This is a genomic window from Actinokineospora iranica, assembly GCF_900101685.1.
In the GTDB taxonomy this organism is placed as follows: domain Bacteria; phylum Actinomycetota; class Actinomycetes; order Mycobacteriales; family Pseudonocardiaceae; genus Actinokineospora; species Actinokineospora iranica.
The window spans coordinates 554,074-574,190 of the sequence record NZ_FMZZ01000001.1; the positions used below are offsets into that span (position 1 = coordinate 554,074).

At 70.5% G+C, this 20,117-nt stretch carries 15 protein-coding genes; 3 read left to right on the top strand and 12 right to left on the bottom strand.

Going from position 1 to position 20,117, the window contains the following annotated elements:
• Positions 1-23 precede the first annotated feature (23 nt).
• The 8 genes from BLS56_RS02565 to BLS56_RS02600 form a co-directional block, all read right to left on the bottom strand.
• Entirely contained in the window at positions 24-1,028 is a 1,005-nt protein-coding gene (locus BLS56_RS02565; protein WP_091447789.1) for a universal stress protein, read from the bottom strand.
• Complete coding sequence (locus BLS56_RS02570) at positions 1,025-1,624, bottom strand: CBS domain-containing protein (protein WP_091447790.1); 600 nt, start codon at positions 1,622-1,624, stop codon at positions 1,025-1,027. The genes BLS56_RS02565 and BLS56_RS02570 overlap by 4 nt, the downstream gene beginning before the upstream one ends.
• A 133-nt stretch (positions 1,625-1,757) precedes the next feature.
• Positions 1,758-2,648, bottom strand: coding sequence for a universal stress protein (locus BLS56_RS02575; RefSeq protein WP_091447792.1), 891 nt, complete (start codon positions 2,646-2,648; stop codon positions 1,758-1,760).
• Positions 2,645-3,625, bottom strand: coding sequence for an Acg family FMN-binding oxidoreductase (locus BLS56_RS02580; RefSeq protein ID WP_091447794.1), 981 nt, complete (start codon positions 3,623-3,625; stop codon positions 2,645-2,647). The genes BLS56_RS02575 and BLS56_RS02580 overlap by 4 nt, the downstream gene beginning before the upstream one ends.
• A gap of 180 nt (positions 3,626-3,805) precedes the next feature.
• Positions 3,806-5,002, bottom strand: coding sequence for a cation:proton antiporter (locus BLS56_RS02585; RefSeq protein WP_091447796.1), 1,197 nt, complete (start codon positions 5,000-5,002; stop codon positions 3,806-3,808).
• A 3-nt stretch (positions 5,003-5,005) separates the two neighbouring features.
• A complete protein-coding gene (locus tag BLS56_RS02590) occupies positions 5,006-5,488 on the bottom strand; it encodes a cation:proton antiporter regulatory subunit (protein WP_091447797.1) in 483 nt (160 codons plus the stop codon).
• A gap of 71 nt (positions 5,489-5,559) precedes the next feature.
• Positions 5,560-7,179 carry an Acg family FMN-binding oxidoreductase gene (locus tag BLS56_RS32875; RefSeq protein WP_324187490.1) on the bottom strand — a complete coding sequence of 540 codons (1,620 nt, stop codon included), beginning with the start codon at positions 7,177-7,179 and terminating at the stop codon, positions 5,560-5,562.
• Entirely contained in the window at positions 7,179-8,093 is a 915-nt protein-coding gene (locus BLS56_RS02600; RefSeq protein WP_091447799.1) for a universal stress protein, read from the bottom strand. Before BLS56_RS02600 ends, BLS56_RS32875 begins: the two co-directional genes overlap by 1 nt.
• A gap of 497 nt (positions 8,094-8,590) precedes the next feature.
• Between BLS56_RS02600 and BLS56_RS02605 the strand changes: the two genes are divergently transcribed.
• On the top strand, positions 8,591-9,073 hold the full coding sequence (locus BLS56_RS02605; protein WP_091447801.1) for an SRPBCC family protein: 483 nt from the start codon (positions 8,591-8,593) through the stop codon (positions 9,071-9,073).
• Between the two features lie 89 nt (positions 9,074-9,162).
• Here BLS56_RS02605 and BLS56_RS02610 read toward each other — a convergent pair whose 3' ends face one another.
• The 3 genes from BLS56_RS02610 to BLS56_RS02620 form a co-directional block, all read right to left on the bottom strand.
• Positions 9,163-10,542 carry an aldehyde dehydrogenase family protein gene (locus tag BLS56_RS02610; protein WP_091447803.1) on the bottom strand — a complete coding sequence of 460 codons (1,380 nt, stop codon included), beginning with the start codon at positions 10,540-10,542 and terminating at the stop codon, positions 9,163-9,165.
• A complete protein-coding gene (locus tag BLS56_RS02615; RefSeq protein ID WP_091447805.1) occupies positions 10,542-11,630 on the bottom strand; it encodes an acyl-CoA synthetase family protein in 1,089 nt (362 codons plus the stop codon). The genes BLS56_RS02610 and BLS56_RS02615 overlap by 1 nt, the downstream gene beginning before the upstream one ends.
• A 515-nt stretch (positions 11,631-12,145) precedes the next feature.
• On the bottom strand, positions 12,146-12,538 hold the full coding sequence (locus tag BLS56_RS02620) for an effector-associated constant component EACC1 (protein WP_139190467.1): 393 nt from the start codon (positions 12,536-12,538) through the stop codon (positions 12,146-12,148).
• 427 nt (positions 12,539-12,965) lie between these two features.
• On the opposite strand from BLS56_RS02620, the gene BLS56_RS02625 reads away from it, so the two are divergent.
• On the top strand, positions 12,966-17,114 hold the full coding sequence (locus tag BLS56_RS02625) for a caspase, EACC1-associated type (RefSeq protein ID WP_139190468.1): 4,149 nt from the start codon (positions 12,966-12,968) through the stop codon (positions 17,112-17,114).
• A gap of 17 nt (positions 17,115-17,131) precedes the next feature.
• On the top strand, positions 17,132-18,052 hold the full coding sequence (locus BLS56_RS02630) for a phosphate/phosphite/phosphonate ABC transporter substrate-binding protein (protein WP_091447811.1): 921 nt from the start codon (positions 17,132-17,134) through the stop codon (positions 18,050-18,052).
• On the opposite strand, the gene BLS56_RS30340 is transcribed toward BLS56_RS02630, so the two are convergent.
• Positions 18,049-19,827 (bottom strand): GMC oxidoreductase, encoded by a 1,779-nt coding sequence (locus BLS56_RS30340; RefSeq protein WP_139190469.1) that lies wholly within the window; start codon positions 19,825-19,827, stop codon positions 18,049-18,051. The genes BLS56_RS02630 and BLS56_RS30340 overlap by 4 nt on opposite strands.
• Between the last annotated feature and the right edge of the window lie 290 nt (positions 19,828-20,117).

The window sequence follows — 20,117 nt, forward strand, 5'->3', positions numbered from 1 at the left end:
GAGCGATGCCAAACAACGGCTGGTCAGTCCCGCCGGTCGACGCGCACGACGGCGACCGGGCAGGGCGCGTGCCGGGTGAGGGCCTGGCTGACCGAGCCGAGCACCAACCCGGTGAACCCGCCGCGCCCGCGCGAGCCGACCACCACCAGGGCGGCGTCGGCGGCCTGCTCCAGCAGCAGCCGCGCCGGACGGGACCGGGCGACGACCGGCTCCACCGGCACGTCGGGGTACTTGGCCCGCCACGGGGCCAGCGCCTCGGTCAGCAGGTCGCGGGCCTCTTGGGCGAGCACGCCCCAGTCGAGGGCGGCGTACCCGGCCGTGTAGGCGGCGTCGAGCAGGCTGTCGCTCCAGGCGTGCGCGGCGACGACACCGGCGCCCGTCTCGACGGCGTGCTCGAAGGCGAAGGCCAGCACCGCCTCGTCGCCGGGGCCGCCATCGACCCCGACGACGATCTTGCCCGAGGCCGGGACCGGCCCCTCGCCGCGCACCACGACGACCGGGTTGTGCCCGTGCGCGATGACCGCCGAGGCTGTGGAACCGAGCAGCAGGCCGGAGAACCCGCCGAGCCCACGCGAGCCGAGCACGGTCAGGGCGGCCTCGCGGGAGGCCGCGACCAGGATGGGCGTGACGTCCCCGGAGCGGACCTCGCCGCGCACGGTGAGACCGGGAGCCTGGTCGCGGACCGCGGCGAGGGCCGCGTGCAGGGTGTCCTCGGCCTGGGAGCGAAGTCCCCGGTGCAGTTCGCCCCCGGTGACGAGGCCGCCGGGGTAGCCGGTGATCGGCCAGGGGTAGACGGTGATTACGCGCAGCCAGGCGCCGCGGCGGTCGGCCTCGGCGGCTGCCCACCGCAGCGCGCGGGCCGCGGACTCGGAGCCGTCCACGGCGACAAGCACCGGCAGCGGACCGGCCGGTTCGCCCGCGGCGTGTGCTCCGGCGGTCTCCGGCGCGCGCTCCTCGGTCACGTCGGCGGTGGGCTCGGCGGCGGGTCGCTGGACGGGCGCGGACGTGGGGGTGGGCTGCTCGGTCATGCGGGATTCTCCAGTTCGGTTCGGACTTCGGCGCGCACGACGCCGGGGACGGCCTCGGCCAGCACCCGGGCGACGTGGCGGTCGGTGGGGTCGTCGTAGGGGTCGAGGACGGTGGCGGCGCCGTCGCGGACCTCGACGGTGTAGCGGCCGGGGCCGCCGTAGCGGGCGAGGTGCCTGCGCACGTCGGCGGCGATTTCCGCGTCGGAGCGGGCGAGCACGCGGACCAGGTCGCGCCGGGTGATGACGCCGACGACCCGCCCGCCGTCGACGATGGGCATACTGCGGTGCCGGTCGTCGAGCATCACCCGCGCCACCATGGCGACATCGGCGCCGCCGCTGAGCGCGACAGCGGGGGTGGTCATGACCTCGGCGACGGTGCGCGGCGCGGCCACCGGGCCGGCCGCCCCGCGCCGGGCGTCGGCCGGGATGCGGTCGCGCACGATGTCGGCCTCGGTGACCATGCCGACGAGCCGGTCGTCCTCGGTCACCGGCAGCGCGGTGAAGCCGTGCTCGGCCAGCAGCGCCGCGGCGTGTTTGACGGTGTCCTCCGGGCCGACGGCGACCACGGGGCTGGACATGATCTGACGGGCTCGCATCGCGGTCCCCTTTCTTCGAGTTTCACGCTAGGCCCCGCGACCGCCCGGCCGACGCGGTCGCAGGTCCCCAGTCGGCCGGGACTTTCGCGCCTGCCGGGTGGGCCGCTTGGGGGAGGCGACTCACCCCGGGCTTTCATCGCGGCCGCGGGTGGACGACCGCGACCGGGCAGTCCGCGCAGCGCAGCAGCGCCTGGCTGGTCGAGCCCAGCCCCATCCCTGCGGGCGCGTGCTGCCCCCGCGCGCCGACGACGAGCAGCCGGGCGGCCGTGCCCCGCGCCAACAGGGCCCGGACCGGGCGGTCGCGCTCGACCACCCGGTGGACCTCGACATCGGGGTGCTTCTCCTGCCACCCGGCCATGCGCTCGTCGAGCAGGTGCTGTTCGAGACCGGTCACCGCGTGCCAGTCGACACTCAGCGGCACCGTGACCCACAGGCCGGGGAACGCGACGTCGCTGTAGGTGTGCAGGGCCACCAGCGGGGCGCCGGTCAGCGACGCCTGCTCGAAGGCCCACGCCACGGCGGCCTCGCTCGTGCGCGACCCGTCGACCCCGACCACGATCGGCCCCTCGGTCCGTGCCGGGCCGCGGACCACGACCACGGGGCAGTCGGCGCGCTCGGCCACCGCGGCGGACACCGATCCCAGGGCTGCCGAACTCGCGCCAGTGAGGCCGCGGGAGCCCAGCACCACCATGGCGGCCTGCTCGGACTCCTCGACCAAGACCTCCACGGCCGCACCGAGCCGCAGCGACTGCGTGACAGCCACACCGGGCTCGGCCCGCTCGGCCGCGGCCTGCGCCTCCCGCAACGCGTGCCTGCCCCGCGAGGACAGGGCGTCCAGGTAGTCCGACCGCAGTCCCGGGTCCCCCGGGTCCGCCGACAGATGGCCGCCGCCCGCGTGCGTCAGGCGCAGCGGCAGCCCGCGCCGCCGGGCGGCGGCCGCGGCCCAGCGGACCGCGGCCAGCGCCGAGTCGGACCCGTCCACGGCGACCAGGGCCGGCGGCCGCACCGGGTGCGCGCGGCTCATCGCGCGCCCGCCGTCGTCCGGCCGCTGATGAGGGCGGTGAACGGCCTGCGGGCACTGGGCGCGGCGATCTCCGTCCGCTGTCCGACGCGCAGCAGCGCCTGCGGGTAGCCCGCCAGGTCGAGGCGCTCGATCAGGCCCGCGCGGGCCTCGGGCAGGTGCAGCGGCTGGGTGATCACGGACGCGGCCAGGCCCGCCGCGGTCGCGGCCAGCCACAGCTCTTCCAGGGCGATGCCCGCGCGCAGGTGGTCGACGGGACCGTCGTCCACCGTGGTGATCAGCACCTCGGTCTCCGCGCTCAGCCGCCGCCCAAGCACGTCCTCGTCGGGCAGCGCGGTGCGCTCGTCGACCAGCCCGGCCCAGGGCAGGGTCCCGGCCGCCGCGGGGACCAGCCCGTCGTCCGTCTGGTGTCCCTTGGCGGTCCACGCGGCCAACTCCCGCTGGTAGGCGCGGTCGTGCTGGACCACGGACGCGCTGTAGACCAGCACGTGCGCCAGCGCGGGCACGTCCTCGGGGCGCACGGCCCGCACGCCCACTCCGGGGACGTCGACGGTGTCGACCACCTCGCCCAGCACGGCGGGGGCGACGCGCTCCGGCCCGAAGCGGGCGCGGTGGCTGTGCCTGGCCCGGATGGCCCGGTAGAGGGCGAGTTCACGGCCGGTGGGCTCGGCGCGCGCACCCGCGACGACCCGGCCCACCTCGCCGGGCCTGCCCGGATCGGGGAACTCGGTCACCTCCGCCCGGTAGCCGAGCCTGCGCACGGCCAGGCGCACATTGGTCAGGGCGGCGCCGCAGGAGATCAACCGGTCCCGGCCGAGCGGGTCGTGCCGGGGCAGGGCGAGGTCGACCCGCTCGTGCACCTCGGCGGCACGCTCGCGCAACTCCAGCGCCCACGGTTGGCTGTTGTGCACCGACGGCGCGCGGCTCATCGCCGCGGCGATGACGGCGACCTCGCCGGGCTCCCAGTGGTCGTGGCTCATCGGTCAGCTCCTCCTCGATCGAGTCGGCGTCCGGCGGCGAGCGCCGCTTCCACCCGTGCCCAGAGTGCCCGTCGCGCGCGCCCGCGACACACCGTCCGACGCCCCGTGTGGGCAGGGACTTTCGACCTTTGTCCACAAAGGACAACAAGCGTTTGCCAACAGGACAGTCACTTCGGCGGCTTATGCCCCCGTTGGGGCGTGCCCTTCCGGTCGGGCCCTGCGACGCGCGACCGGCGGAGCCGGACGCCTGCCCGAATCGGCGAAACGGGTCAGGAGCGGACCCGCGACGGCGAGGATGAGGACGTAGGCGGTCACCACGGGGCCGAGCACGTCGTGACCGGCCCCGACGAGGCCGACGATCACGATGGAGAACTCGCCGCGGGCCACGAGCGCGGTCCCGGCCCGGACCCGGCCGCGCCTGCCCACGCCCTCGCGGGCGGCGGCGAAGCGGCCGGTGAGCACCTTGGTGGCGGCGGTGACCGCGGCCAGCGCCGCCGCGACGGGCAGCACGGGCAGCAGGTCGGCCAGGCCGATCGACAAGCCGATGGCGAGGAAGAAGACCGCGGCGAACAGGTCGCGCAGCGGGGCGAGCACGATCCGGGCGCGGTCGGCGGTCTCGCCGGTGAGGGTCAGGCCGACCAGGAACGCGCCCACCGCGGCCGAGGCGTGGACGAGTTCGGCCAGCGCCGCCACCACCAGGGTCACGCCGAGGACGCGCAGCAGCAACTGCTCGGGGTCCGGGTGGGCGATCAGCCGCCCGAGGTGGTGGCCCCAGCGCTGGGACGCGGCGAAGGCCACCGCGAGGGCGCCGACCGCCACGGCCACGCCCGCCGCGGCCTGCCACCAGGTGCCGCCCGCGGCCAGGACCGCCAGCAGCGGCAAGTAGACGGCCATCGCGAAGTCCTCCATGACCAGCACCGACAGCACGGCCGGGGTCTCCCGGTTGCCGAGCCGCCGCAGATCGGCCAGCAGCCGGGCGATGATCCCCGACGATGAGACGTACGTGGCGCCTGCCAGCGCCAGGACGCCGACGCCGTCCAGGCCGAGCAGCCACCCGGCCACCGCGCCCGGGACCGCGTTGAGCCCGAGGTCTACCGCGGCGGAAAGCCGGTGCCTGCGCACGCCGGAGCGGAACTCCGTCAGGGAGAACTCCAAGCCCAGGGTCAGCAGCAACAGGACGACGCCGATCGAGGCGCCCGCGTCGATGAACCCGTTCGCGGCGGGCACCGGGGCGATGCCGCCCTCGCCGAGCGCGAGCCCCGCGAGCAGGTACAGCGGGACCGGGGTGAGCGCGAAGGACCGGGCCACGCCGCCGAGCACGGTCAGCGCGAGCAGGACCAGGCCGAGTTCCAGCAGCAGCGCGACGGAGACCTGCACCGCTCACCCCCGGGCGATCAGCGTGGCCACGCCCGCGATGCCCGTGTCCGTGCCGATCACGACCAGGACGTCCCCGGCGCGCAGCACCTCGGCCGGGCCGGGTGAGGCGATCACGTCGTCGGCGCGCACGATCGCCACGATCGAGGCCCCCGTGCGGGTCCGCGCCCGGGTGTCCCCCAGCGGCCGCCCGGCGTAGGGGCTGTCCGCGGCGACCTCCACCTGCCCCGCCGCGAGCCCCGGCACCTCCCGGGTGAGGTCGGCGAACCGCTCGGCGATCCGCGGGGCGCCCAGGATCTGCGCCAGCGCCTCGGCCTCCTCCCCGGTGAGCCGGAACACCGGCAGCGCCTCGTCGAGGTCGCTCTCGGCGTAGACGAAGACCTCGAAATCACCGCCGCGGCGGGCGACCACGCCCACCCGGTCGCCGTCCCGGTTGACGAACTCATAGCGCAGCCCGACACCGGGCAGCAGCACCTCGTTCACATCCACCCGGTCAGCCTCGCACCCTTGGCGCCGCCCCGCCCGGGACGACGGACCCGATCTCGCGGACCGAACGGCCCCTACGCCAAGGGAACATCGGTCGGCGCTTCGTCCACAATGGTCACCACGGCGGCGAGCGGACGCCGCGGCGTGGGCACGCCCGGATACCCGAAACCCAGCCGCAGCACGACATGCGGCGCCGCGCCCACCACCGCCCGCAGCGCGGCGCGCGCCGCGGGCACCTCGATCGGCTGCGACAGCGGCGCGGCCGCCAGCCCGGCGGCCTCGGCCGCGAGCAGCACCCGCTGCAGGGCCTGCCCCGCCACCACGTGGTCGCCTGGGGTGTCCCCGACCGTGGTCAGCACCGCGACCAGCGGCCGGGACTCGAACACGACCCCGGCCGCGTCCCGGGGCGCGAAGTCCCGCACCGTCAAGACGCTGTCCCGCGACGGCACGCGCCCGATCGCCGACCTCGGCACACCGTCGGCGCGGCCCTCGTCCGCGATCCAGGCCCGAAGCTCCCGCCCGTGCGCGGCGTCCTCGCTCTGCGCGTGGTCGGCCCGGCGGACGATGTCGGCGACCGCGGCCAGGTCCGCGGGCCGGTCGAAGACGCGCAACCCCGCGCCCTCGGCGGACGCGGCGGCGACCAGGGCCGAGCGCACCGGAAACGGCACGGCCCGGTCCAGGAACGGCCTGCGGTTGGTGTGCCTGCGCTCGATCGCCCCAGCCAGCGCCGACTCCGCTGCCGTGGCCCGGCGCGGCAGGCCGACACGCACCACGGCGAGCAGGTCCGGATCGAGCCGGTCGGGCAGCACCGCCACCTCCGCGGCACGGCCGCGCGCGGCGATGGCCAGGCGCATGTTCAGCACCGCCGCCCCACAGGACAGCCGAGCCTCGTGGGCGTCCGGGTCGGCCACCGCGAGCACCCGGTCCCGGTCGAGCCGCACATCGACCCGGTCAGCCCGCACGACGAACCGCCACGGCTGCGTGTTGTGCACCGACGGCGCCCGCACCGCGGCCCGCAATGCCTGAGCCACCAACGGATCGATCTGGGAAAGGGAAAAGTCGGACTGCATGGTTTCCTCCTCCGGGAGTTCCCCACCACACTCCCCCACCACCCGCGGCGCGCACACCGGCCGCGGCCCCCATCCGCCAGGGACCTTCGTCCCACCTCGGCGCTCCCCTGTGGACACGGCCCGACACGCGCGGCCACCCGCCCGAGCGGGCGCGTCGCCTGCCGTCGCGAGCACGTCGGCGACGAAGGTCGCCACACCGTGCGCGCGGGCCAGCGCGACCAACTGCTCCACCGGCAGCGTCCCCACCCCGTGCGCCTGATCGCCGTGCCCGACGACCAAGGCGAACTCCGCGGTCCCGTCCGGCTGGAGCACATACCCCGCGCAGCCCACCAACTCGCCATCGGCGAACGCGCCGAGCGTGCGGTGCCGGTCGTCGGCGGGCAGCACACTGTCGGCATACCGCCTGCCGACAGACCGGGACACAGTGAAGAACCGCAGGTAGTCGTCCTCCGGCGGCAACGCCGCGTGCAGAGCGGCCACCACGTCACGGTCCGCGCCGGTCAGCTCCCGAACCGCGACAGCACCGCCGTCACCGCGCAACACCCACCGCGCCCCGGTGACCATGTCCGAACGCCCACCGCCACCCGGGGAACCCGGTTGCGGAGCCGCCGCCTTCACGCGCATCACTGGTCTCCCCGGGTCCGCTCGGTCCGCACGACGGCGACCGGGCAGGGCGCGTGCCGGACCACGGCCTGGCTCACCGAGCCCAGCACCAACCCCGCGAACCCACCCCGCCCCCGCGAGCCGACCACCACCAGACTCGCGTCCACCGCCTGATCCAACAACAAACACACCGGCCGCTCCCGAGCAACGACCGACTCGACCGGCACATCCGGATACTTCGCCCGCCACCGCCCCAACCGCTCCACAAGCGCGTCCCGCGCCTGCCGCGCCAACACACCCCAATCGAACGCCGCCCGCTCCACCACATGCGCCACCTCGATCGTCGTGTCACTCCACGCGTGCACCGCGACCACCGCAGCCCCAGCCCCCGCCGCGTGCGCGAACGCGAACGCCAACACATCGTCATCCCCCGGCCCGCCATCCACCCCCACCACCACCCGACCCGACAACGGCACCCGACTCTCAGCACGCACCACCACAACCGGACAATGCCCATGCGCGGCAAGGGCAACCGCCACAGACCCCAGCAACAGCCCCGAAAACCCACCCAGCCCACGAGACCCGAGCACCAACACCCCGGCGTCACGGGAACAGGCGATCAACTGGGCCGCGACAGCCCCCTCCCGCACCTCACCCCGCACCGCCAACCCCGGAGCCTCCCCGGCCACCACAGCCACCGCCGCCCGCACGGTCTCCTCCGCCTGAGCCCGCAACCCCCGACGCAACTCCTGAGCGACGACAAGCCCATCCGGATACCCACTCACCGGCCACGCGTACACGGAGACCACCACCAACCCGGTCCCCCGCCTGCCCGCCTCAGCAACCGCCCACCGCAACACCCGCCCAGCCGACTCCGAACCATCGACCCCGACGAACACCGAACGCTCCACACTCGACTCAGTGACGTCATTCATGCTGAAATCTCCTGTTCACAGCGGACTCCGCCGCGCCTCACGAGGCCGCGCGCGCCGACGGTCACCACCGCCCGGGACACAATCTGGCAGTCCAGCATGATTTTCCCCTTCCCTGGCTTCACGTTTCCGACGCTATGCCGTGGAAAGCCCTGCCCGAGCCTGGCGCAGGTCCCGAACAAGCAGGGACCTTCGCCACACCAGAGCGGAACCGCACCACTGAACGCTGGGATAGCGATAGACGGCCTCGCCCGTGAGGCCCGGAGCATGATCGTCGCCGCGGCCACCAGAACCCGGTCGGCCTCATCGAACTCGACCGACGCCACCACCGTGGCACGCCCCCGGAAACCCAGACCCAGGCCATGGCCGACCCGCGTGGGACACCCTTTTACGCACTCACTTGAGCAATGCGAGCCGTGCCCTCATATCCACGGTGAGCGACTTCGCCGGAGCCCTGCCCCACCCTGGCTTAAAGGTCGACAACGTGTTCTGATGCCCCTATGACAAGCACGAAGCGGTGCGGGTACCACATTCGGCGGAGGTATTCGGCGCCCCCGGCGGTGGTGTTCGCCATCCTCGCCGACGCCCCCACGTGGAAGACCTGGGCGCGACCGCTCATCCTGTCCTCGCGCTGGGAACGCTCCCCCGGCACAAACCCGGGCGGAGTCGGCGCGATCCGCTCCACCGGGACCTGGCCGGTCCTGATCCGCGAGGAGATCACCGCTTTCGACCCCGCGCAACGCCTCTCCTACCGCTTCGTCGGCCGCATCGTGCCGGTCCGCGACTACCAGGCGACCATCACCTTCACCGAGAACGCACAGGGCGGCACCACCCTGTCCTGGAAGGCGTCTTTCACCCCCATCGTTCGCGGCACCGGCGCACTGGTGAACGTCGTGGTTCGCTCGACGGTCGCCTTCCTGGCCTGGCGCCTGACCAAGGAGTCAACCCGCCAGGCGGCTTCGAGCCGTTCCGTGGGCGAGTAACCCGCTCCCCTCCCCACCTGGCCCATGACGACAGCGCGAGTCAGCGGGCCACGACGCGGCCGGACACCGACCTCGACGGACCGGGGTGGTCACACGCCGGTGCGGATGACTCCCTTCGTGCGCATGAGAAACTCGCCCAGGTAACCGTCGTGCGGGATTCCCGGGCGGAGCCAGGTCGTCGGGTTGTCACCCAGGTACACGTTGGTGATCGACGGCTCGTCCAGCAACGCGTCGACCAGGTCCGTGCGGGTGGTCATCGCGGTGAGCACCAGGGTGTCCCGCAGCGGCGCGATTCCGTCCTCCGGGCGCCATGGGCCGACCCACACGCACGGGAACGGGAGTTCGACGTCGAGCTGCGGCGCCGTGCTCGAATCAACGAGATGCACGGCCGGGCGCAGCACCGAGCCGCCGGAGGGCAGCTCGTCGACGATGGTGCCGCCGCCGAGGAACGGCCGCGCGTCCGCGGACACCTTGCGCAGGTAGCGGTCGACCTCCACGACGGACTCGGTCGGCTGGACGGTCAGGATCGCGTCGGGGTGGTCGGCGGGCAGGCTCGGGATCTCGTGAAGCTTCTCCGCGAGCGCCCGGGCGAGGGGTTCCGGATCGCCTTCGACAAGCACGGCGGTGGCGCAGGTGCAGGCGGTGCCGCCAAGGTGGCTGACCGATCCCGCGATGATGTCGATCTTCTCGCGCCAGTCGACATCCGCGGTGACCAGGATCTTCGACCGGCCGGGGCCCTGCGGGAGCACGTGCGGGTTGGCGGCGTACTTGTCGATGACGTCCTGGCCGCCGTACACCATCGCGTAGTCCGCCTCGGCGATGATCACGTCGGCGGCGGCGTAGTCGGTCGGCAGCAGGGTCAGCGCCAGCGGCGGGAAACCCGCTTCGCGCAGGGCGCTGACCAGTCGGTACGCGGTGAACGGCTCTCGGGTCGATGGACGCAGCGCCACCTTGTAGCCCAAGGCGAGGGCCTCGGGCCACAGCCCGTGGACGGCAGGCGTGTTGCCCGCCGCGTGCACCGCGAACAGGTCGCCGCGGCGGGTCCACACCGCCGACCCGTCGAGCGTCCGCGAATCCCGCCAGTCGCCGACCGCGCCGCGGGGCATCGCCAGCTCCACCGTGTCGCGCTGGGACCGAAGCACGTCCGCGACCCAGTCGACCGACTGCCGGACAACGCCGAGCGGAACACCGGACGCGGTCGACACCAGTCGGATGTATTCCTCGGGGTCGAGACCGCCGATGGTCGCGGTCAAGAACAGGTCCGCCGCCTTCTCCAGCGCGGCGAACCGATCTGCGGCGGGCACGACCGGGGCGCCACGCATCGCGGCGAGCGTTCGTCGCACATAGAGCGCGGGCACCTGGCTGATCTCGCCGATCCGCGCGCCGGACAGCGAGGTCAGCGGCAGGCGTTCGCGCGACCGGTACGGCCCGGTCGGTCCGAGCGCGTCGATGTAGACGGGCGAGCCCATCAGTAGACCCCCTCGATGACCGCGGTGTCGTCGAACGTGGTGACCGGCCGGACGTGGGCGACCGCGCACCCCAGCGCGCCGGGCAGCGGCTCGACCTTCAGCGCCGTGTCCCGCTCCAGGTTGTTGGGCAGCAGCGCGTATTTGGTGAGGTGGTTCATCACGACCTGCCCGCGCTCGCCGAACTCGACGTCGGCGCCGGTCTCGGGACGCACGACCCGGAACACGATGTACGGGCTGGGCGGATCGAACACGGCCAACCCGTCCGGCCGTTCCTCGGGCCGCTCGCGGGACATCCCGAGGATCGTGGTGCTCCCGTACAGGCCCTTGAGCGGAATTCCCGGGAAGATCTCCTGCTTGACGATGTCGCGCGAATCGGCGTCCATGTGCGCGCCGCTCCAGCAGATGAACCTGATGTGCTCGCGAACCAGTTCGACGAGGTCGTCGCGGCGCGCGACGCGTTCGAGAAGGGGCGGTGTGGTGATCAGGATGCCGACGGACTGCGTGGTCAGGATGTGCGCCGCCTGGTCGATGAGATGCTCGGCGTAGCGGTCGGCTTCATCGGTGTCACCGCGCGCGATGAGGTGCTTGATCCAGCGGGGATCGAGGTCGACGGTGAATTTCACCCCGTTGTGGCGCCGGGCCCGCCTGCTCGCGAACTCGCCGAACATGTGCGGCCCGCTGGGGGCGATGGCGAGGGTGTTCATGGTGCCGAGATCGGCGTAGTGGAACTCGTCCCAGCCGAGCGCGAAGTCCATCCAGCGGTCGAACATCACGAACCGTTTCGGCGCTCCGGTCGTGCCGCCGCTTTCGAAGATCCCGGCGACCTCCCGGTCGACGCCGTGGAGGCCGCGCGGAATCAGGTCTTCGACCGGGACTTCCCGGAATTCGTTGATGACGTTGGGGAACAGGCTGAGGTCAGCGAACGTTCGCACATCCACGATGGGGTCGAAATCGAGACTCCGCGCGCGGCGCAGCCAGTACGGACTCCCGGTTTCGGCGCTGAAATGCCACTTCATCAACGCGGAGATATATTCGTCCGGGTCGACGGATGACGTGTCCTCGGTGAGGTCAAGGATGGCAGAACACATGCGCAACCTCCGGCTGCGTGCGTCGGGCATGTCGGAGTTATCCTGCTCGAACCCAACACAGGTAGTCCTCTTGCGACCGTCACTCCGATCGCACGATAGGAGACTGGCGTGAACCAACCGCAGACTATGACGTGGTCATTTCAGAAATTTTCCGACAGAGCGACAGTGGGCGATTTCGACAAGGGCGGGCAGGTTCGGCCATCTGGCGGCAGACAAGCCACGGCACGGCCTCAGCCCCGATCGAGATTTCGGGTGATGTTCATCCACATGCCTGCGTTTTCCCGCACATCGTCTCGCGAAAGCTTTCATGAAACCGATTCGGACATTCTGCTTACCACCCGGTCGCACAGTCCGCTCGGTCATGGACCGGGCCGCCGAGACCCGCGCCGACGAAGTCCTTAGTGGACAATTCCATGAGCGCAGGCCAGTTCGAGCCGCGCAGGCGTTCTTGCCGAAGTCGTGAATGGGATGCCGGGCCGCCGGACGCCCATCCGCACCAGCCGTTCAGCCCGGCGTCACTGGTCCACGTCTTCCGCAGGCCTGCGAGCAGACCCGTCCACCTCCGCCGCGACTCCATCCAGCGTCGCGGCCGCCTCGGTGACAAGTTCGCGAAGGCTGTCGGAGTTGGCGCCCCGCACCCGCTTGGCCGAGACCGCCACCTTGGCCCCGTCCGCCCGGGTCATCTCGACATCCACGTCATAGCTGCGATGCCTGATCCACGTGATCACCACACTGACCACCGCGGTCACCACCCCCGGGCCCAACGCCACCACGAGCGCGTCCGGAACCACACCGAGCTCACCCCGACGCGGCGCCGCCTCGACCAGCTCGACGCGGCCACGCAGCTCATCCTCCCAGCTCAAACTCTCCCGCAGCGACCGCACCCCGTCGGCATCCGCGCCCGACACCCTGATCCTCAGCTCCACCGCAGCCCTCCGACCGGAAACCAACAAAATCATCAAGAAGCCTAGCCCCTCGTATCTTGGCGAACCCGTGACAACCGATCGAAATCAGGCGCGGAGTCTCGATCCGATGTCCTTCTGCTGACCGCGGCCCGTGATAGCAGTTCGCACCGGAAGGTCGGCGCGAAGTTGTCAGCCCCACCTGCCCCTGACCAGCCAAGATCACGAAATCTGGCTGGAGCGCCAGACCGGCGGCCGCGGCGCGTCTGGGTCGCGGACCGCGCGAAACGGCACCGCACATCGGCTTCCGCCATAATCTTGAGTCAGCGATGAATGTGGGGGGGTGCTGGCTGGTGGACGTGACGATCACGGCCAGAAGCGTCGAGGGGGACGGGTGACCGCGTTGAGCACCCAGGGCACCCGGGTGGTGCTCATGGGCACGGGCACCCACGATCAGGACACGGACCTCCCGAACGTCGACGCCGTCAAGACGACGGTGCGCCAACTCGGGCGGGTGCTGGTGGAGTGCTGTGGTCTCGACGAGCAGAACCTGCGGATGGTGATAGACGAGGCGACGCCTGCCGAGATGGGAAGCGCGCTGGCCGAACAGGCCGAACAGGCCGAAGACCTGCTGCTCGTCTACTACGTGGGGCACGGCTTGGTCAGCCTCAGCGGGGAACTGCATCTGGCCACCCGGATCACCGACCGCCGCCCGAGCAGGCTCGGCATCACCGCGTTGCCCTATTCGCAGGTCCGCAACTGCGTGCTGGAGAGTCGCGCCCGCGCCTCCGTGGTGATCCTGGACTGCTGCTTCTCCGGCAGGGCTGTTGGCGCGCTGGGGGACCCGATGGCGGACGTCACCGCGATGGCCCACATCAGCGGCACGTATGTGCTCACGTCCGCGGGCCGTGACGAAATCGCGCTGGCCCCGCCGGGCGCGGCGTACACGGCCTTCACTGGTGAACTGATCAACCTGCTCAGCAACGGCGCGCCACTGGAACCGAGGGAACTGACCCTCCGCGACGTGTCCCGCTATCTGCGACGGGTACTTCCCGCGAAGGGACTGCCGAAGCCCCGCTACGAAGCCCGTGAGGGCGCCGAGGACCTCGTGCTGGCCGTGAACCCGGCGCATCAGGGCGCCGACCAGCCCATGGCGGCGCCGCCAGCGAAGGCTATCGGCGGGGACTGCCCTTATCCCGGCCTCGCGTCGTTCCGGGAAGACCAAGCACAGTGGTTCTTCGGCCGGGAAAGAGCGACACGGGAATTGCTCCACCGTCTCGTCGAGCGCATGGACGGAATCGGGCCGCTCGTCGTGGCCGGTCCCTCCGGAGCGGGAAAGTCCTCGCTGCTGCGCGCGGGTTTGCTGCCCGCGTTCCGGCGGGGGAAGTTTCCGGTTCCAGGGTCCCGCGGCTGGCCCCGCCTGCTGCTCACCCCCACCGCGCAGCCCGACCAGAAGCTGGCCGACCTGGTCGCGGGCCGGATCGGGGACGAACCCGACAGCGTGCTCGAACGCCTGAGGTCCGACCCCGCATCCCTGGCCGACATGCTGCACACGGACCTGGCCGGTGAGAACGGGGAGGTCGACACGCCGCCCGGCGATCTGGCCAGAGTGCTGATCGTGGTCGACCAGTTCGAGGAGACCTTCACGCTGTGCGCGGAGGAACGCCGCCGTCAGACGTTCATCAACGCCCTCTGCGCGGCGTCGACGAGCAGCGACGAGCGCCCTGCGCCCGCGTTGGTGGTGGTGGGCCTGCGCGCGGACCTGCTCGGCAACTGCGCGAGATACCCGGAGCTGGTGGATGCCCTGCGGTTCGGCCAGGTCATGCTCGGGGCGATGACCACCGCCGAACTCCGCGATGTCATCGAGAAACCCGGCCATGCCGTGGGTCTTGCCCTCGAACCCGGCCTGGTCGACCGCATTGTCGGCGAGTTCGACGACAAAGAAGCCAGAGCTGACGAAGCCGTGTACAACCCGGCGAAGCTGCCGCTGCTTTCCCACGCGTTGCACGCCACCTGGGAACAACGCCGCGACGGCATACTCACAATCGCCGGCTACGAGGAAGCCGGCGGCATCAGCGGCGCGATTCGCACCACCGCCGACACCACATACCAAAACCTCAGCCCGGCCGAGCAGCGGGTGGCCCGGGGAATCCTGCTCAGCCTGGTGAAAATCGGCGAGGACGCCGAACCGCCTGCCCGTCGGCGCGTCGCGGTGGACAGGTTGATCGACGAGTCCGGCGATTCGGCTGCCGCGAAAACGGTTCTGGCCGCGTTGGAGCAGGCCCGCCTGATCACAACAGACAAGAGCAACGCCGAAATCACCCATGAAGCACTGTTGCGGGAGTGGCCGCTACTTCGCCAGTGGACCGACGCCGATCGCGCCGGTCTGCTCATCCGCCAGCGGCTCACCGCGGCCACACAGAGATGGGCGGAAGGCAAGCGAGACCCCGACCTCTTGTATCCGCCCGGCAGACTCGCCGAGGTCAACTCCTGGGAGCAGGAACACAGCTCGGAAGTCGCGTTCGACCAGACGGAAAAGGAGTTCGTGCGGCAGAGCAGGGCCAAACGGGCACGGGAAAGGTTCCGCCGTCGGCTCGGTGTCGCCTCACTGGGCGTTCTCTCGGTGGTGGCGGTGGCCGCCAGCGTCTTCGCCGTCAGGCAGTACGTCATCGCCACAGACCAGCGCGACAGTGCCAGCGCACGCGGGCTTGTGGTACTCGCTGAAGGGGTCCGGGACCGCTCACCGCAACTGGCGTTGCGGTTGGGTGTTGCCGCTCAACACCTCTATCCCAGCGCCGAGACCAACGCGAGCCTGGTCACGACCCTGCTCACCACCCGCTACGCGGGCGCTATCTCGGGAAGCGACGAAGGTGGCGCGCTCGCGGTGGCGTTCGCGCCACGCGGGAACATCGTCGCCACCGGAAGCAACAACGGCGCGACGATCCTCTGGAGCGTCACCGATCCGCACTATCCGCGTCGGCTTGGCCAGCCCTTGGACGACCGCACGCAGAACGCGGTGACCTCGGTGGCGTTCTCCAGTGACGGGAGCGTGCTGGCCATCGGCAGTTCCAGTGGCACCGTGACGATATGGGACGTCACGGACCCGGAACGGGCGAACCGTCTCGGCCAAGCTCGGGACGATGCCACTGAGGACGCGGTGACCTCGGTGGCGTTTTCCCCTGACGGGAAAGTGCTGGCCGTCGGCAGTTCCAGCGGAACCGCGACGATGTGGGACGTCACCGATCCATTCGATGTGCCTCGGCGGATCGGCGAACCTCTCCACGGGCACCACAGCAGGGTGTCTTCTGTGGTGTTCGCTCCGAGCGGGAACACCGTGGTCACCGGCAGCGACGACGGCACCGCCATCCTCTGGGACATCACCCGGCGGGACCATCCCGTCCAGCTCGGGCAGCCCTTGAACGACGACACCGGCACCGTGACGTCGGTGGCATTCGCGCCCAGCGGCCGTACTGTCGCCATCGGCAGTTCGATTGGCGTGACGGCATTGTGGGACGTCACCGACCCGGCGGCGGCCACCCGGCTCGGGGATCGGCTGAGCGGGCACAACGATCTGGTGTCGTCGGTGGCGTTCGCCGAAAGCGGCGACAGATTGATCACCGGTAGCCATGACCGAACAGCGATTCTCTGGGATGTCACCGACCCGACGGCGCCAGAGCGGATCGGGCAGCCCCTGATGGGCCATGACAGCCGCGTGTCCTCGGTGGCATTCGCCCCGGACGGGAACACCGTAATCACCGGCAGCGACGACGGCACCGCCATCCTCTGGGATCTCACCAACCGGCCCCGGCAACTCGGGCAACCACTCACCGGCCACGACAACCCGGTGACATCGGTCCGATTCAACGGAAACATCCTGACCACCAGCAGTCCGAGTGACAAGGAGATCCACTGGGACATCACCGATCCACGCCAACCGCAGTCGGTCGGCGAGGCACCGCTGGAGGTGCGCGGCCAGCTGATGTCCCTTGCCACCTCCCCAGCCGGGCACATCGACGCCACCGCGGGCCCCGACAACGATGTGATTCTCTGGGATATCACCAACCCTCGGCAGCCGCGTCAACTCGGGAAACCGCTCGTCGCCCACAGTGGCCTGGTGTCGTCAGCGGTGTTCGCCAAGAGCGGGGACATCCTCGCCACCGGTGGCGCCGACGGCGTGGTGGTGCTCTGGGATGTCCGGGACACCAGCCAGCCGCGGCGCCTCGGGCAGCCCCTGTCCGGACATCGCAGGCCGATCAGCTCGCTGGCCCTTTCCGAGGACGGGAACACGGTGGCGGCCGGTAGCGGTGATGGCACGGTCATCCTCTGGGATATCCAGGATCCGGGCAGATCCTATCGGCTCGGGCAGCCGCTGGCAGGCCACGGGATGTCGGTGAAGTCGCTCGCCTTTTCATCGGACGGGAACATTCTGGCGACCGGCGGCGCCGACAACAAAGCCATTCTGTGGGACCTCACGCTCCTCGGCAACGCGGCCGAGCACGCCTGTTCCATCGCCGACGGAGGACTGACTCCCGAAGAGTGGGCCCGCCATATTTCTGAACTGCCTTATCGGGAGACCTGCTGACCGGGGAGCGATCGATCATGAAATGGCCCGCGCGCCGCACCGTAGTCCTGATCGCGCTGACTGTCGCCGTGTCCGGGTGCGTAGGCGGCCCCGAGGACGAAACGCCGGTCACCTATCCGGAGCCGCTGATCTTCTCGGAGACCCCGAGTGGTTTCGCGGACGTCCCGCTCGTGCCCTCGCAAGCGGTCCTCAAAATGCTGAGCAAGGAGACCGGCAGGACGATCCGCGCCCAGGTGGGCACCGACTACGACGCGGTGATCAACGCGATGAGCGCGGGAACCATCGACATCGGCGCTCTCTCACCGTTTTCCTACGTGCGCGCCAAACAGCAGAATCCAGCGATCATCCCGGTCGCCGCGCAGACAACGGAGAAGGGAGGCAAACCCGGGTATCGCGCATACGGCATTGTCCGCACCGGCTCGCGGATCAGAAACCTCGCGGATTTCCGGGGGCGGCGGATCTGCTTCGTCGACGACGATTCCACCTCCGGCTATGTGTACCCGAGCGCCGCACTGCTCGAGATCGGCATCAGGCCGCTCGAAGACACCGTGCCGATCTTCAAGGTGGACCACGAAGCAGTGGTGAACGCGGTCGTGGCCGATCAGTGCGATGCGGGCTTCGCCTACGACACGATGGTCGACAGGCAAATGATCGAACGGGGTCAGCTGCAACCCGGCCAGGTCGACATCGTGTGGAAATCCGATCTCATTCCCGGCGCGGTCATAGTGATTTCCGACAGCCTGCCCGTCGATCTGCGGAAACAGCTGACCTCGACCATACGAGAGAAGGCCAACTCCGATTACCTGCGGGCAAACAGTTTCTGTCACGGCGAATGCCCGATCAGTGACGCGAACGCATATGCCTACACGGAGGTTGACGACTCCATATACGACAGCATACGTGCCGTCTGCCAGCGCATCCAACACAGAAATTGCTAGTCTCGCGCTCGCGAGAGGTGGCGGGCGAGTCGCAGGCTCAGCGCCGCCAGGGTGAGCGTGGGGTTGGCGGCGGGGGAACTCGGCAGCACCGAGTTGTCGCAGGCGTAGAGGTTGTCGTAGCCGAGGAACTTGAGGTCGGCGTCGACCACCCCGTCGCCGTTCTCGCCCATCCGCAGGGTGCCGACCTCGTGGGCCACACCACCAAGCTTGGCTTGGGTCAGGTCCAGGGTCTCGCCCATGATCGGTTCGGCGCCGATCCCCTTCAGCACGGTGGCCGCGATCGCTCGCACCTCGTCAAGCAGTTCCGCGGCCAGGGGACACGGTTGAACGTCGACCCGCACCGGCGCGGACGGGGGCCCGACGACTCGCAGGCGGTTGGTCTCCACGAGTGGCGCGTTGAACAGGAACACGATCTCGCCGAGAGTCGAGTCGCCTTTCTGCTGCCGGTGGCGGGCGAGGTTGTCCGGGTCGACGTAGCGGCCCTGGTTGAAATCCGCGCCGAGTTCGACGACCACGTTGTACGGGTGCTGCTCGACGCTGGTGTCCCGGTGCCGCGACCACAGCTTCGCCGACGCGTCGGTGGCCGCGTGCGGGGAGCCCGCGGGCAACGAGAAGTGGGTGAACCAGATGGGATGGTCGGTGATGCCTCGGCCGATCATGCCCGCCGGGTCGTCCAGTTGGGACAGCAGCGCGATCTTGGCCGACTCGATGGTTCCGGCACTGAGCACGACGGTGTTCGCGCGGTATTCCCGCTGTTGGCGCGCCAGCAGGTCGTAGGCGCTGACGCCGACCGCCCGGTCGCCTTCGGTGAGCACACGGTGCACGGCGTGGTTGAGGTTGATCGTCGGAATCCGCTGCCCGGGGTCCTCGACCAGCCGGTCCTCACACAGCAGGTCCGCGGTGGAGAACATCCCGGCGGGAATCGACAGCGGCGTGTAGCCCTGGTACTGCACCGCGACCGGGGCGTCCAGGTGGTCGAAGTCCGGCAGCAGGCGGGCCAGCGCCTGCCTGGTGCTCTCCTGGTAGGCCGAGCCGATCGGGCCGTTGCGGTTGAGCGCGTCCTCAGCCAGGCGGTACCCGGTGGCCAGCAGGTAATCGCGGACCGCGGTCGGCCAGCCCGCCAACTCCCAGGCGCCCATCCGCGGAATCAGCCCACCCCAGAACAGCGACCGGCCGCCGAGGTTGAACGCCTGGGCGCCCTGGAAGTCCGAGCCGTCGACGTTGTCGTAGTTCTTGATACTGAAATCCGGAAACAACCCCCACACACTCTTGTCGAACTTCCCCACCCGCAGCCGCCGCGGCAGGTTCGCCACATGGGTCGGGAACAACAAGGACCCGGCCTCCAGCACCAACACGTCCGCTCCCGCGTCGGCAAGCTGATCTGCGAGCAGCCCGCCGCCGACGCCGGACCCCACCACGATCACGTCGTACACCCGCTGCCCGTCATGATTCGGCCGGAAAAACCGCTGCTGCACCTCACCGTTCTCCGTCACCACCGCGGGAAACGGCACGAACCTCACCTGCCCGTCGCCGAACTCCACCGCCCCGTCGGCGACCGGCCGCACGACCAGATTCGGCCCGTCCATCCAGGTGGCGCCGTCCAGCACGAACTTGAACTCCAGCACCGGCCCATACCGCGCCTCGTCAAGCCGGAAGGTCCACGCGCCGTCCTGGTACACCCCCGGCACATCGACGGTCCACCCGTCGACCGCGCTGCGCAAAGCGACCACATCATCCGGAACGAACTCGTTCGTGTGGAATCGAACGACAAACATGGGACCCCCTCACGTTGACACCCGTCAATACCCGACATTGCCGAACCATTCGCGACGAGAGCGGCGTACTGACCGGTAATCACATGAACGGGTGGACTCGAAGGATCACATCGGGACGTGGGCGAATGCGCCGCCCATTTCAGGTAGTACGCGGCCGTTCCGAACGGCGGGCTCCAGCCCCGAAGAAGGGTTCGCGTGGCTTGACCGGCCGGTGTTTTGTCGTCTCGCACCACGCACGCGCCCCCGGCACCCAGCGGTGGCTGGATGCCGGGGGCGCGGTTCCCTTCCCC